This window comes from Pseudonocardia hispaniensis (assembly GCF_042658695.1).
Lineage (GTDB): Bacteria > Actinomycetota > Actinomycetes > Mycobacteriales > Pseudonocardiaceae > Pseudonocardia > Pseudonocardia hispaniensis.
The window spans coordinates 15,195-27,009 of record NZ_JBHSQW010000035.1 but is presented as its reverse complement, the minus strand read 5'-3'; the positions used below and the strand labels follow the sequence as shown (position 1 = coordinate 27,009).

Sequence of the window (11,815 nt, the reverse complement as noted above, 5' to 3'; positions counted from 1 at the left end):
ACGAGTGGGCGGTCCGGTTCCCGGAGAAGGTCAAGCGGGCGGCCCCGATCGCCGGCACCGCGCAGAACACCCCGCACGATTTCCTGTTCACCGAGGCGCTCACCGCGGCGATCACCTCGGACCCGGGGTTCAACGGGGGCGAGTACGCCTCCCACACCGAGGTCGCCGCCGGGCTGCGCCGGCACGCCGGGATCTGGGCGGTGATGGGGTTCTCCACCGAGTTCTGGAAGCAGGAGGTGTGGCGGGCGCTGGAGTTCGACTCCAAGGAGGCGTTCCTGACCGGGTTCCTGGAGCCCTACTTCACCGTGATGGACCCGAACGACCTGCTGTGCATGGCGTGGAAGTGGCAGCGCGGGGACGTGGCCCGGCACACCGGCGGGGACCTGGCCGCGGCGCTGGGCCGGATCACCGCCACCACCTTCGTGCTGCCGATCAACGAGGACATGTTCTTCCCGGTGCGTGACTGCCGCGCCGAGCAGGAGCTGATCAAGGGCAGCGAGCTGCGGATCATCGACGACATCGGCGGACACCTGGGACTGTTCGGCATCGCCCCCTCCTACATGCCCCAGATCGACCGCCACCTCGGCGAGCTGCTGGCCCGCCCGGCCTGATCCGCTGACCCGGCGGACCGAGCTGCGCCGGGCGGCTTCCCCCTCGACCGTCATCTTGTTAGCCTTCGCTAAGTCAAGGGCAGCCACACTTGAGCGAGGGAACGGCGGACGGTGACCACAGCGACGGCGACGCCCGCCGATCCCGGACTGCCGGGGACACCGGCCGGGCGCCGGGGGCCGGGCGCGCCGCGCCGACGGCGCAGATTCGTCGTCGCGGCGCTGCTCGTCCTGCTCGCCGCCGCGGCGCTGGCCAGCCTCGCCGTCGGCGCGAAGCCGATCCCGCTGCCCGCCGTCTGGGACGCGATCGTCCTGCCGACCGGCACCGAGGACGACATCGTGGTCCGCTCCCTGCGGATGCCGCGCACCGTCCTCGGGATCGGTGTCGGCATCGCGCTCGGCGTGGCCGGGGCGCTGATGCAGGGGCATACCCGCAACCCGCTCGCCGATCCCGGACTGCTCGGGGTCAGCGCAGGCGCGGCGTTCTTCGTGGTGATCGGGATCTACGCGCTGGGCGTGACCAGCCTGCTCGGCTACGTCTGGTTCGCCTTCGCCGGGGCGTTGGCGGCCAGCGTGCTGGTGTTCGTGCTCGGCTCCCTGGGCCGGGGCGGGCCGACGCCGGTGACGCTGGCGCTCGCCGGGGTCGCCGTCAGCGCCATGCTGACCGCGCTGACCTCGGCACTCGTGCTGGCCGACACCAACACGCTCGACGCGTTCCGGTTCTGGGCGGTCGGGTCCGTCGCCGGGCGCGACGCCGAAACCCTCGGACAGGTCGCCCCGTTCCTGGGGCTCGGGCTGCTGCTGGCGGCGGTCAACGCGCCCGGGCTGAACCTGCTCGCGCTCGGCGAGGACGTCGCGCGCGGTCTCGGTCAGCCGGTGCAGCGCACCCGCTGGGTCGGGCTGATCGCGATCACGCTGCTGACCGGGGCCGCGGTGGCCGCGTGCGGGCCGATCGGGTTCGTCGGGCTCGTCGTGCCGCACGTCGCGCGGTCGCTCACCGGCCCGAACCATCGGTGGCTGCTGCCCGCCTCCGGGCTCGCCGGCGCCGTGTTGCTGCTGGTCGCCGACGTCATCGGACGCGTGGTCGTCCGGCCGGGCGAGCTACAGGTCGGCATCGTGCTGGCCCTGGTCGGGGCACCGTTCTTCGTCGCGCTGGTCCGCAGGCGCAGGCTGGCCGCGCTGTGACCGGCCTGCTGGAACGACCACCGGGGAGGCTGGCCGGACGCAGGCCGATCCGGCTGGGCCCGCTGTCCGGGGTATGGCGACCGCGCATGATCGCGGTGACGCTCACCGGTCTCGGCCTGCTGGTGCTGCTCGCGGCGGTCAACATCGGCCGCGGCGACTTCCCCATCTCGCTGGCCGAGGTGCTCACCGTGCTGGTCGGCGGCGGTGACGAGGCCCAGCGGTTCATCGTGCTGGAGCTACGGCTGCCCCGGACGCTGACCGGGATCCTCGTCGGCGCGGCGCTGGGCCTGTCGGGGGCGATCACCCAGGCCATCGCGCGCAACCCGCTGGCCAGCCCGGACATCCTCGGCGTCACCGCGGGCGCCGGTGCCACCGCGGTGGCGGTGATCGTGCTCGGCGGGAGTACCGCGACGATCACCGGACTGCTGTCCGCGGCCGGGTTGCCGATGGCCGCGCTGGTCGGCGGCCTGTGCACCGCGGGGCTGGTCTACACGCTGTCCTACCGGCGTGGCATCGAGGGCTACCGGCTGGTGCTGGTCGGAGTCGGGGTCGGCGCGGTCGCGATGGCCCTCACCTCCTGGCTGCTGGTGGTGGGCGACGTGTACCAGGCGGCGCAGGCCACCGTGTGGCTCACCGGATCGCTGAACGCTCGCGGCTGGGAGCACGTCGTGCCGGTGGGGCTGGCCCTGCTCATCCTCGTCCCGATCGCCCTGCTGCTGGCCTTCGCGCTCGGGGGGCTCCAGTTCGGTGACGACACCGCGCGCGGGCTCGGGCTGAACCTGAACCGGTCCCGCGGCGCGCTGATCCTGCTGGCGGTCGCCCTCGCCGCGGTCGCGACGGCGAGCGCGGGTCCCATCGCGTTCGTCGCGCTGGTGGTGCCGCAGATCTGCCAGCGGCTGGTCGGCGCCTCCCGCCCTCCGCTGCTCGCCGCCGCGGTCTACGGGGCGCTGCTCACGGTCGGCGCCGACCTGATCGCCCGCACGGCGCTGGGCACCGAACTGCCGGTCGGCATCGTCACCGCCGTCCTCGGCGCCCCCTACCTGCTTCACCTGCTCGCCCGCCGCAACCGAGGAGTCACCGCATGACAACCCCCCGGCTCGAGGCCCGCGACCTGCAGCTCGGCTACGGCGAGCACCTCATCGTCGACGGGCTCGACATCGAGGTGCTCGACGGCACGGTCACCGCCGTGATCGGTCCGAACGGTTGCGGCAAGTCCACGCTGCTGCGCGCGTTGGCCCGGCTCATGCCGACCCGGGGCGGCCACGTCCTGCTCGACGGGCGGCGGATCGACCGGACACCCACCCGCGAGGTGGCGAAGATACTCGGGGTGCTTCCCCAGAACCCGATCGCGCCGGAGGGGCTCACGGTCGCCGACCTGGTCGCCCGCGGCCGTCACCCGCACCAGGCCTGGTACCGGCAGTGGTCCTCCGACGACGAGGACGTCGTCGCCGAGGCCCTGAGCTGGACCGGCATGGACCAGTTCGCCGAACGCCCCGTCGACGCGTTGTCCGGCGGGCAGCGCCAGCGGGTGTGGATCTCGATGGCCCTTGCCCAGGGCACCGACGTGCTGTTGCTCGACGAACCCACCACATTCCTCGACCTGGCCCACCAGGTCGAGGTGCTGGACCTGGTGGAGCGGCTGCACACCGAGGCGGGGCGCACCGTTGTGATGGTGCTGCACGATCTCAACCTCGCCGCGCGCTATGCGAAGCGCCTGGTGGCGATGCGCGGCGGCAGGATCGTCGCCGACGGCACCCCTCACCAGGTGCTCACCGAGGACCTGCTGCGCACGGTGTTCGATCTCGACGCCCAGATCGTCGTGGACCCCGTCGCGGGTACCCCGCTCGTCGTCCCGATCGGGCGGCGGCACCGTGCGCTGGAGGTCGTCGCCGCGGAGGCGGGCTGATCGTTCGTGGTCAGGGGCCGAGCAGGCGCTCGATGTCGTCGAGCACCAGATTGGCTCCGGTCAGCCCGATGGCCAGCATCCAGGTGTCGTCGGATACCTCGAAGACCTTGCCGGCCCGCACCGCGGTGAGGGTGTCCCACAGCTCGGTGGCCTGCGCCTTGCCGGTGGCCTCGGCCGGCCCGTACACCGTTGTGAAGATCACCTCGGCGTCGGCGGAGCCGATCTCCTCGGGGCTGATCGTGACGAAGGTCTTCTCGGCGTTCTGCACGCTGGCCGGACGGGCGAACCCGGCGTCGGCGAGGACCGTGCCGATGAACGACCGCGGGCCGTAGAGGCGGATCTCCCCCGGATTGAAGCGCACGACGCTGACCGAGGTGTCCGCGGCGCGGACCCGCTCGCCGATGCCGTGGCCCGGTTCTCGTAGGCGGCCAGCTGCTGCTGCGCCTGAGCCTTGCGGCCGAGGGCATCGGCGAACAGCAGCAGGTTGTCCTTCCAGGCGTCGCCGGTGCGTTCGGCGAACACGGTCGGGGCGATCGCGGACAGCTGCGGATAGATGTTCTCGTGGCGCAGCTTGCTCGACAGGATCAGGTCCGGATTCAGCGCGGCGATCGCCTCGAGCTTCGGGCTCTGGATGGTGCCGACGTTCTGGATCTTCTCGGCCGGCGCCTTGTCCTGCAGGAACGCCGGGAGGTTCGCGTCGACGGCGGTGCTCACCGCTCCGACCGGGACCACCCCGAGGGACAGTGCGGCGTCGAGCTCCTGGGTGTCGAGCACGACCACCCGCTGCGGGTCGGCGGGAACAGTGGTGCTGCCCATCGCATGGGTGATGGTGCGGCCGGTCGACGCGGTCGTCTCCCCGGTGGCGTCGGTGCTGCCCGCGCAGGCGCTCGAGACGAGCGCGACGGCGGCTGCGGCGACCGCCAGCCGAAGGCGGTGCGGCCATGCCGGGCCCCGAACCGGTCGTCTCATGTGGGTGGTCCTCCTCGACGAACGCCAGATTTCAGGGATGGTAAACCTGACTAGAAGTTAGGCTATCTAAATCTCTGCGAACGACGTCGTCAAGCCGTATCGTCGAACGGCTCAGTCCCGGACCGTGAGGACCAGTTCGGCATCGGCGACGTCGACGCGCACCCGTTGCCCCGCCCGCAGCTCGTCGCCGATGATCATTCGAGAGAGTCTGCGGTCCAGCTCGCGGGCGATCGTGCGCCGCAACGGCCGGGCGCCCAGATCGGGCTGATGGCCCCGCTCGGCGATCCAGTCGAGCGCCGCCTCCGACACGTCCAGCTCGATCTCCTGCCCGGCGAGCCGCTCGGCCGTCCGGGCGAGTAACAGGCGGGTGATCGCGCGCAGTTCGGCCGCGCCGAGAGCGTGGAAGGGCACGACGTCGTCGAGGCGGTTGAGGAACTCCGGCCGGAATCGGCCGCGCGCGGCGGCCAGCAGCGACCCGCGAACCTCCGCCACCGGCCTGCCCGCAACCGCGGCGGCCGGCACCAGCTCGGCTCCCAGGTTGCTGGTCATGATCACCACGGCGTTCGTGAAGTCGGCCGTGCGGCCGTGGGCGTCGGTGAGCCGGCCCGCGTCGAGCACGCCCAGCAGCGTCGAGGTGACCTCCGGATGCGCCTTGTCCATCTCGTCCAGCAGCAGCACCGCATACGGGGTGCGCCGAACGGCCTCCGTGAGCTGCCCCCCGTCCTCGTAGCCGACATGCCCGGGGGGCGCGCCGACCAGCCGCAACGCGCTGCTGCGGTCGGCGTACTCGCTCATGTCGAAGCGCAGCAGTGCGTCCTCCGTGCCGAACAGCGCCTCGGCCAGCGCCCGGGCCAGCTCCGTCTTGCCGACCCCGGTCGGACCGAGAAACAGCAACGAGCCGACCGGGCGGTCCGGCTGGGCCAGCCCGGCCCGGCCGGTGCGCACCGCGTCGGCGACCGCGCGCACCGCGTCGTCCTGACCGATGACCCTGCGGTGCAACAGCTCCTCCAGGTCCAGCAGACGGGAGCGCTCGCTGGCCCTGAGCCGGGCGACCGGTATGCCGGTGCTGCGGGCGACGACGGCGGCGATGTCGTCGCCGGTGATCTCGGTCGGGTCCGCGGTGTCGCCCAGCCCGGACTCGAGGGCCTCGAGCTCCCGGGAGAGCAGATGAGCGCGCTCGTAGTCCTCGGCGTCCACCGCGACGTCGCGGGCCCGGCGCAGCTGTTCGGCGCGTTCGGCCGCCTGCCGCCCGGCCGCGGGATCCTCCCCGTCGACCCGGACCCGGGCACACGCCCGGTCCACCAGGTCGATCGCCTTGTCCGGGAGAAACCGGCCGCGAAGATGACGGGCGGACAGCCGCGCGGCCGCGACCAGCGCCGGATCGGTGATCCGCACCCGGTGGTGCTGTTCGTAGCGGGAGCGCAGACCGCGCAGGATCGCGATGGTCTCGTCGACCGACGGCTCGGCGACCCGGACCGGCTCGAAGCGTCGCTCCAGGGCGGGGTCACGCTCGATGTGCCGGCGGTAGTCCACCGCGGTCGTCGCACCGATCAGCCGCAGGTCGCCGCGGGCCAGGGCGGGCTTGAGCACGGTCGCGGCGTCCATCGCCCCGCCCTCGGCCGCCCCGGCGCCCACCACGGCGTGCAGTTCGTCGACGAACAGCACGATCGAACGCTCGCCGGCAACGACCTCGTCGATGACCTGGGTCAGCCGCTGCTCGAAGTCCCCGCGATAGCGGGTGCCCGCGACCATGCCCGCCAGATCCAGCGCGACCACCCGCACCCCGTGCAGCGCCGCGGGCACGGTTCCGGCGGCCACCCGCTGCGCGAGACCCTCGACGAGCGCGGTCTTGCCGACGCCGGGATCTCCCACCAGCACCGGGTTGTTCTTGGTGCGCCGGGCCAGCACCTCCAGGATCTGCGCCAGCTCCGCCTCGCGGCCGATCATCGGGTCGAGCTGTCCCTGGACGGCGGCCGCGGTGAGGTCCCGGCCGAAGCGGTCCAGCCCCGGTGTGCGGGCCCGGGACTGCGAAGTGGGGCCGAAGCCGGGCATCCCGCCACCCGAGAGCGTTGCCTCCAGGTTGCCGATCAGCCGGCCGAACAGATCGTCGAACGGGATGAACCCTGGTCGCTCGTCCGCCACGTCGACCTCCCCGACGGTGCCGATGACGCGATCCTCCCGCACTTCGGCCGCTCGCGCCCGTCCGCGAGGGGAGGTCGGGGTTCCGTGGCGCGCATGGGAGGCCACGATGTGGCCGGGGTCCATACCCTGGCCGGATGCGGTTGTTCGTCGCGCTGACCCCGCCGCCGGAGGTGGTCGGGGAGCTGTGGGCCGCAACGACGGCGTTGCGCGTGGACCAGCCCGGTCTGCGGTGGACCCCGCCGGAGCAATGGCACCTGACCCTGGTGTTCCTCGGCGAGGTCGTGGACGACGTCCGGCCCGATCTCATCGAGCGGCTCGGGCGGGTGGCGGCGCGGGGTTCCCCGTTCGCGCTGTCGCTGGGCGCGGGTGGCCGGTTCGGCAACCGGGTGCTGTGGACGCGCGTACGGGGCGAGACGGACCGACTGCGGCGGCTGGCGGCGTCGGCGCAGGCGGCGTGCCGACGCTGCGGGCTCGCGGTCGAGGACCGGCCGTACCGGCCGCATCTGACGCTGGCCCGTGCCCGGGGCGACACCGAGGACCTGCGGGATGCGGTCGCCCGGCTGGACGGGTTCGCGGGGCGCACGTGGACCGCGGACCAGCTCCACCTGGTGCGCAGCCTGCTCGGCGCCGGGCCGGGACGCGCCGCCCGCCATGAGAGGTTGATCTCCTGGCCGCTCGGTGCAGGCCGCTAGCCCGGGGGCCGGGCGGATCGCCGACTGGCGGAACCAGCCCGCGTCGCCGGGTTCTCCGGTTCACGTCGGGTGAGTACCACGGGGGCGTCCTCGGTGACGGCGACCGTGTGCTCGGAGTGGGCCGTGCGCGAGCCGTCGGCCGACCGGATGGTCCACCCGTCGGCGTCGTAGACGATCTGGTCGGTCGTGCGGGCGAACCACGGTTCGAGCGCGAGGGTCAGCCCCGGCCGGAGCTTCAGGCCGCGGCCTGCTCGGCCCTTGTTGGGAACGTGGGGCTCCTCGTGCATGGCGCGGCCGACGCCGTGCCCACCGAACTCGTTGTTGACCGGGTAGCCGTAGTCGCGGGCCACCGCCCAGATGGCCGCCGAGATGTCACCCAGGCGGTTGCCCGGGCGCGCCATCTCGATCGCCGCCTCCAGCGCTTCCTCGGTGGCGCGAATGATCCGCAGGTCCTCCTCGGCGGCGGTGCCGACGACGACCGTGCGCGCCGAGTCGGCCACCCAGCCGTCGATGCTGACCGCGAGGTCCGCGGTGAGCACGTCGCCGTCGCGCAGCGTGTAGTCGTGGGGTCGGCCGTGCAGGACGGCGTCGTTGACCGCCAGACAGATGACATTGCGGAACGGGCCGCGTCCGAAGGGCGGGGCGTAGTCCCAGTAGCAGGACTCGGCTCCACGTCGTTCGATCATGCCGCGCACGTGGTGCTCCAGGTCCAGGAGATTGACGCCCACGTCGGCGAGCCGGCCGACCTCAAAGAGCACGTCGGCGACGAAACGGCCGGCCACGTGCATGCGTTGGATCTCCGCAGGCGTCTTCAGTTCGATCACGAGTACCTCGCCACAGGGTGCTGGTATTGCTATACCGGCACCGTAGCGCTTGTCGGTATAGTAATACCAGTCCTACCCTGAAGGCATGGTCCGCCAGCCACTCACCCCTGAGCAGATCGAAGCCGGCAGGCGTCTCGGCGCTCTGCTGCGCCAGGCGCGAGCGGGACGCGAGCTGGCGGACGTCGCGCGCGCGGCCGGCATCTCCCCGGAAACCCTGCGCAAGATCGAGACCGGACGGCTGCCCTCGCCCGGATTCGGAACGATCATCTGCCTCAGCGAGGCGCTCAACCTGCCGGTGCAGGTGTTGGCGGACACCTGGCGCGGCACCGACCTACCGCTGGAAGCCGTCGGGTAGCCGCTGCTGCATCCGCCGACGGAACCGGCGAGACCCCGCCGGTCAGGTGCCCCGGCGCGGGCGCACAGCCGAGCGGGCGGCGTCGACGATCGGGTCGAGGCGACGCGAATGCGCGCCGTGCCAGTACACCTGCCCGCAGCGCCGGCACAGGGCGAAGTCCTCGTAGCGGCACCGGGTACCCGGCTCGAGCCGGTCGATGACCTCGTCCTTGCCGACGGCGGTCAGCGGGCCGTTGCAGGCGGTGCAGCGGCTCCATGGGTGAAGCGGCGGCTCGAATCGGTCGAGCACATCGGCCAGCTGATCATCGGGGCGCCGGCCGCGGACGTAGGCGCCGGCCCGGACCGCGCGCCGCATGAGCAGACCCCGGTCCTGGGTGAGCAGCACCCGCCGATGCTCGGTCGCCTCGCGCACCAGGGTGTCGTCGTCGGCGTCGTTGCGGTAGTCGGTGTCGATACCGAGGATCCGCAGCCGCCGCGCGAGCGTCCCGAGGTGAACGTCGAGCACGAAGCCCCGCGCGTCTGGGAACCGCTGTGGTCGCGGCACCGGACCGATCTCGACGACGGCCCGGTCCGGTGGCCGGTTTCCGGCGTTGACCGGCACGCCGTCGACAACCAGCGCGCCGACCTCGGTCAACGGGATCCCGAGCGCCTGCACGACGTGTCCGAGCGACGCCGCCCCGTCGTGCGGCATGGTGAACTGCGCGCGCCGCCGTCGCGGCGGAAGGAACAGCCACAGCTCACGGGCCGCGCGCACGACCAGCACCAGCGATACGGTACCGCCGGTCCGCAGCCGCTTCCGGCCACGTCAACGCCCCCTGTGAGTGCATAACAGTGTTAGAACACTGTTATGCACTCACAGGCGGTTGTGACCGGGGCAGGGAGCGGAGTGGGGCGGGTGGTCGCGCGGGCGTTGCTCGGCGCCGGATATCGGGTCGCCCTGGCCGGGCGGCGCAGGGCGACGCTGGAGGAGACGGCGGACGGGCATCCCGCCGCGCTGGTGGTGCCGACCGACGTGGCCGATCCGGCGTCGGTGGCGGCGCTGTTCGGCGCCGTCCGCGACGCCTGGGGCCGGGTGGATCTGCTGTTCAACAACGCCGGCACGTTCGGTCCGGTGGGCAGCATCGACGAGGTGTCCGTCGAGGACTGGCGGGCGTGCGTCGAGGTCAACCTGACCGGGTCGTTCCTGTGCGCCCGGGAGGCGTTCGCGGCCATGCGTGCGCAGGACCCGCAGGGCGGCCGGATCATCAACAACGGGTCGATCTCCGCGCACTCCCCACGCCCGGGCAGCGCCGCCTACACATCGACCAAGCACGCGATCACCGGCCTGACGAAGTCGATCTCGCTCGACGGGCGCCGTCATGGGATCGCCTGCGGGCAGATCGACATCGGCAACGCCGCCACCGACATGACCGCGGGAATCGCGGCCGGCGCCAGGCAGGCGGACGGGAGCGTCCGCCCGGAGCCGACCTTCGACCCCGCGCAGGTGGCCGACGCGGTGCTGTTCATGGCCCGGCTGCCGGCCGAGGCCAACGTCCAGTTCCTCACGATCACCGCGACCGCCATGCCGTTCATCGGGCGTGGCTGATCACCGCCGGTCCAGGTGCGCGGCCAGCGCGTCGTTGACGGTTCCCGGTTGCTCGGCGTTGACCAGATGGGCCGCGTCCGGCACCACCTGGAACGTCGCGCCCGGGATGCCGTCGGCGATCGCCCGCACCATCTCGACCGGCGTGGCCGGGTCCTCGGCGCCGGCGATCACCAGGGTCCGGGCGGTGATCCGGCCGAGCTCGGCGCGCACATCATAGGACCCGATGGCCTCGCAGCAGCCCGCGTAGCCCTCCCGAGTGGTCTGGCGCAGCATGGTCAGCAGCCGTTTCGCCTCGTCGGGGTGTTCGGCGGCGAATTGCTCGACGAACCACGTCCCGGTGCGGGAGGCCACCAGCGCCTCGGTGCCCTCGGCGCGCACGGTCGCGGCCCGGACCGGCCACGACGGTGGATCGGCGAACTGTGCGGCGGAGGCGCAGACGGCCAGGCTCGCCAACCGGTCGCCGTGGTGGATGCCCAGCCAGAGGCCGATGGCGCCCCCGATGGAGACGCCCGCGTAGTGGAACCGTTCGATCCCGAGCCGATCGGCCAGCTCCAGCACGTCGTCGGCCAGGGCGGCCATCGTGTACGGGCCTTGTGGCGCCGGGGAGGAGCCGTGCCCGCGCAGGTCGTAGCGGACGATCCGGAAGCGGTCGGCCAGCGCGGCGACCTGGGCGTCGAACAACCCGAGGTCGGTGCCGAGCGAGGGGCCGAGCACCAGGACGGGGGCGTCGGGGGGGCCATCGATCACATGGTGCAGTTCGGTCATGAGTCCGTCTCCTCGGATCGGGTCGCCCGCGCGGTGTCGAGGCTGAACCGACCGCGGTCCCAGCCTCCCGACAGCGGTGTGAAGTAGTCGAACCGGATGCGTTTGCGGCGGTAGCGCCAACACCCATCCACGCGGACCACGGTGTCGAGGTAGCGTCCGGCGGCCACCTGCGGCTCGCCGTCCTGCACGCAGGGCTGCCACAGGAACGACCGCACCGCCGCGACGTCGCCGTCGAGGTCGATCTCGATATTGGTGACGTGGTGCCAGAACGCGGTCAGCCCACCATCGGCCAGCCCGGAGAAGAACGCGAGCAGCTCCGCGTGCCCGCGGGCCCGGTCGAGCCCGATGAACTCGCCGTCGGGGGTGAACAACGCGACGAGGGCCGGCCAGTCACCGTCGTCGAGGACGCGGCAGTACTGCGCGTCCAGCGCGCGGATCGCCTCCAGGTCCTCCAGCCGACGCAGCCGGTTCTCGATCGACTCGGTCACGGCTGGGCGGCCAGTGCCGACGGGTGCTGGGCCAGCGGGGTCACCTGGACCTTCATGAACGGGAACAACGGCAGCGTCCACAGGATCTCGTGGAGCTCGTCGGTGGACTCGACGTCGAAGACGCTGATGTTGCTGTACTGGCCGACGATGCGCCACAGGTGCAGCCAGGTCCCGTTGCGCTGCAGTTCGAGCGCCCGGGCCTTCTCGGTGGCCAGCAGCGTGTCGCGTTCATCCGGGTCGAGGTCGCGCGGGATCGCGACGTCCATCCGAACGTGGAAAAGCATGGCGGGACTCCTT

The 11,815-nt window shown here is 72.3% G+C and carries 13 protein-coding genes and 2 pseudogenes; 7 read left to right on the top strand and 8 right to left on the bottom strand.

Features of this window, described 5'->3' with window-relative positions:
• From ACFQE5_RS17120 to ACFQE5_RS17105, 4 genes and pseudogenes are all read left to right on the top strand, one after another.
• Positions 1–611, top strand: a pseudogene (locus tag ACFQE5_RS17120) (hypothetical protein); the annotation flags it as partial.
• 111 nt (positions 612–722) lie between these two features.
• Positions 723–1,793: a FecCD family ABC transporter permease gene (locus tag ACFQE5_RS17115; RefSeq protein ID WP_379586333.1), complete on the top strand. Its 1,071-nt coding sequence runs from the start codon at positions 723–725 to the stop codon at positions 1,791–1,793.
• On the top strand, positions 1,790–2,878 hold the full coding sequence (locus ACFQE5_RS17110) for a FecCD family ABC transporter permease (protein WP_379586332.1): 1,089 nt from the start codon (positions 1,790–1,792) through the stop codon (positions 2,876–2,878). Before ACFQE5_RS17115 ends, ACFQE5_RS17110 begins: the two co-directional genes overlap by 4 nt.
• Positions 2,875–3,699, top strand: a complete 825-nt coding sequence (locus ACFQE5_RS17105) for an ABC transporter ATP-binding protein (RefSeq protein WP_379586330.1) — start codon at positions 2,875–2,877, stop codon at positions 3,697–3,699. Before ACFQE5_RS17110 ends, ACFQE5_RS17105 begins: the two co-directional genes overlap by 4 nt.
• A gap of 10 nt (positions 3,700–3,709) precedes the next feature.
• Here the strand turns inward: ACFQE5_RS17105 and ACFQE5_RS17100 are convergent, their stop codons facing one another.
• The 3 genes and pseudogenes from ACFQE5_RS17100 to ACFQE5_RS17090 all read right to left on the bottom strand — a co-directional run bounded on the left by ACFQE5_RS17100 (position 3,710) and on the right by ACFQE5_RS17090 (position 6,852).
• Positions 3,710–4,060, bottom strand: a complete 351-nt coding sequence (locus tag ACFQE5_RS17100; protein WP_379586329.1) for an ABC transporter substrate-binding protein — start codon at positions 4,058–4,060, stop codon at positions 3,710–3,712.
• A 101-nt stretch (positions 4,061–4,161) separates the two neighbouring features.
• A pseudogene (locus tag ACFQE5_RS17095) lies at positions 4,162–4,515 on the bottom strand (ABC transporter substrate-binding protein); the annotation flags it as partial.
• A 264-nt stretch (positions 4,516–4,779) separates the two neighbouring features.
• The gene (locus tag ACFQE5_RS17090; protein WP_379586328.1) at positions 4,780–6,852 is read right to left on the bottom strand and encodes an ATP-dependent Clp protease ATP-binding subunit; all 2,073 of its coding nucleotides are present in this window, start codon (positions 6,850–6,852) and stop codon (positions 4,780–4,782) included.
• 92 nt (positions 6,853–6,944) lie between these two features.
• Here ACFQE5_RS17090 and thpR point away from each other — a divergent pair, with 92 nt between their 5' ends.
• Positions 6,945–7,502: an RNA 2',3'-cyclic phosphodiesterase gene (gene thpR, locus ACFQE5_RS17085; protein ID WP_379586327.1), complete on the top strand. Its 558-nt coding sequence runs from the start codon at positions 6,945–6,947 to the stop codon at positions 7,500–7,502.
• Here the strand turns inward: thpR and map are convergent.
• A complete protein-coding gene (gene map, locus ACFQE5_RS17080; RefSeq protein WP_379586325.1) occupies positions 7,499–8,326 on the bottom strand; it encodes a type I methionyl aminopeptidase in 828 nt (275 codons plus the stop codon). The genes thpR and map overlap by 4 nt on opposite strands.
• Positions 8,327–8,411: 85 nt before the next feature.
• Here map and ACFQE5_RS17075 point away from each other — a divergent pair, with 85 nt between their 5' ends.
• Positions 8,412–8,681, top strand: coding sequence for a helix-turn-helix transcriptional regulator (locus ACFQE5_RS17075; RefSeq protein WP_379586323.1), 270 nt, complete (start codon positions 8,412–8,414; stop codon positions 8,679–8,681).
• A gap of 42 nt (positions 8,682–8,723) precedes the next feature.
• Here the strand turns inward: ACFQE5_RS17075 and ACFQE5_RS17070 are convergent, their stop codons facing one another.
• A complete protein-coding gene (locus ACFQE5_RS17070) occupies positions 8,724–9,443 on the bottom strand; it encodes a Mut7-C RNAse domain-containing protein (protein WP_379586321.1) in 720 nt (239 codons plus the stop codon).
• 84 nt (positions 9,444–9,527) lie between these two features.
• Here ACFQE5_RS17070 and ACFQE5_RS17065 point away from each other — a divergent pair, with 84 nt between their 5' ends.
• Complete coding sequence (locus ACFQE5_RS17065; protein WP_379586319.1) at positions 9,528–10,265, top strand: SDR family oxidoreductase; 738 nt, start codon at positions 9,528–9,530, stop codon at positions 10,263–10,265.
• On the opposite strand, the gene pcaD is transcribed toward ACFQE5_RS17065, so the two are convergent.
• The 3 genes from pcaD to catC are packed head-to-tail and all read right to left on the bottom strand — an operon-like array spanning position 10,266 to position 11,802.
• A complete protein-coding gene (pcaD, locus tag ACFQE5_RS17060) occupies positions 10,266–11,030 on the bottom strand; it encodes a 3-oxoadipate enol-lactonase (protein ID WP_379586317.1) in 765 nt (254 codons plus the stop codon). It abuts the gene before it with no gap.
• Entirely contained in the window at positions 11,027–11,518 is a 492-nt protein-coding gene (locus ACFQE5_RS17055; protein WP_379586316.1) for a nuclear transport factor 2 family protein, read from the bottom strand. The genes pcaD and ACFQE5_RS17055 overlap by 4 nt, the downstream gene beginning before the upstream one ends.
• A complete protein-coding gene (gene catC, locus ACFQE5_RS17050) occupies positions 11,515–11,802 on the bottom strand; it encodes a muconolactone Delta-isomerase (protein ID WP_379586315.1) in 288 nt (95 codons plus the stop codon). Before catC ends, ACFQE5_RS17055 begins: the two co-directional genes overlap by 4 nt.
• Positions 11,803–11,815: the final 13 nt, after the last annotated feature.

Bases quoted from the DNA above. Each gene is read 5' to 3' on its own strand.
- catC (WP_379586315.1), bottom strand. From the start codon at position 11,802: ATGCTTTTCCACGTTCGGATGGACGTCGCGATCCCGCGCGACCTCGAC.
- ACFQE5_RS17105 (WP_379586330.1), top strand. From the start codon at position 2,875: ATGACAACCCCCCGGCTCGAGGCCCGCGACCTGCAGCTCGGCTACGGC.
- thpR (WP_379586327.1), top strand. From the start codon at position 6,945: ATGCGGTTGTTCGTCGCGCTGACCCCGCCGCCGGAGGTGGTCGGGGAG.
- ACFQE5_RS17075 (WP_379586323.1), top strand. From the start codon at position 8,412: ATGGTCCGCCAGCCACTCACCCCTGAGCAGATCGAAGCCGGCAGGCGT.
- pcaD (WP_379586317.1), bottom strand. From the start codon at position 11,030: ATGACCGAACTGCACCATGTGATCGATGGCCCCCCCGACGCCCCCGTC.
- ACFQE5_RS17065 (WP_379586319.1), top strand. From the start codon at position 9,528: ATGCACTCACAGGCGGTTGTGACCGGGGCAGGGAGCGGAGTGGGGCGG.